The sequence below is a fragment of the Chromohalobacter sp. HP20-39 genome (assembly GCF_033052815.1).
In the GTDB taxonomy this organism is placed as follows: Bacteria; Pseudomonadota; Gammaproteobacteria; order Pseudomonadales; family Halomonadaceae; genus Chromohalobacter.
Map to the genome: position 1 here is coordinate 1 of NZ_JAWHTP010000251.1, position 388 is coordinate 388.

Below are 388 nucleotides of genomic sequence, written 5' to 3' on the forward strand. Positions count from 1 at the left end.
GCTGCGATACCGCGCAGTGCGGCGCCTGCACGGTGCACATGAACGGACGCGCGGTGAAATCGTGCAACATCCTGGCCGTCCAGGCTGACGGCGCCGAAGTGACGACCATCGAAGGGCTGTCAAAAGATGGTGCGCTGCACCCGATGCAGGAAGCCTTTCGCGAGTGCCATGGCCTGCAATGCGGCTTCTGCACCCCCGGCATGGTGATGGCTGCCACGGCGCTGGTCGCGCAACACCCCCATCCGGATGAACACATGGTGCGCGAGCAGCTCGACGGCAACCTATGCCGCTGCACCGGGTATCACAACATCGTGCGCGCCGTGATGAAGGGCGCCGAAGCCATGGCCGAGGCCGAGGGCAGCGACGCCTCACTGCAAAACCTGGCCGC

The 388-nt window shown here is 65.7% G+C and carries 1 protein-coding gene; it reads left to right on the plus strand.

Annotated elements, in window-relative coordinates:
- Positions 1 to 38 precede the first annotated feature (38 nt).
- The coding region (locus tag RVY79_RS17855) for a (2Fe-2S)-binding protein (RefSeq protein ID WP_317465851.1) at positions 39 to 388 on the plus strand (350 nt) is incomplete at its 3' end.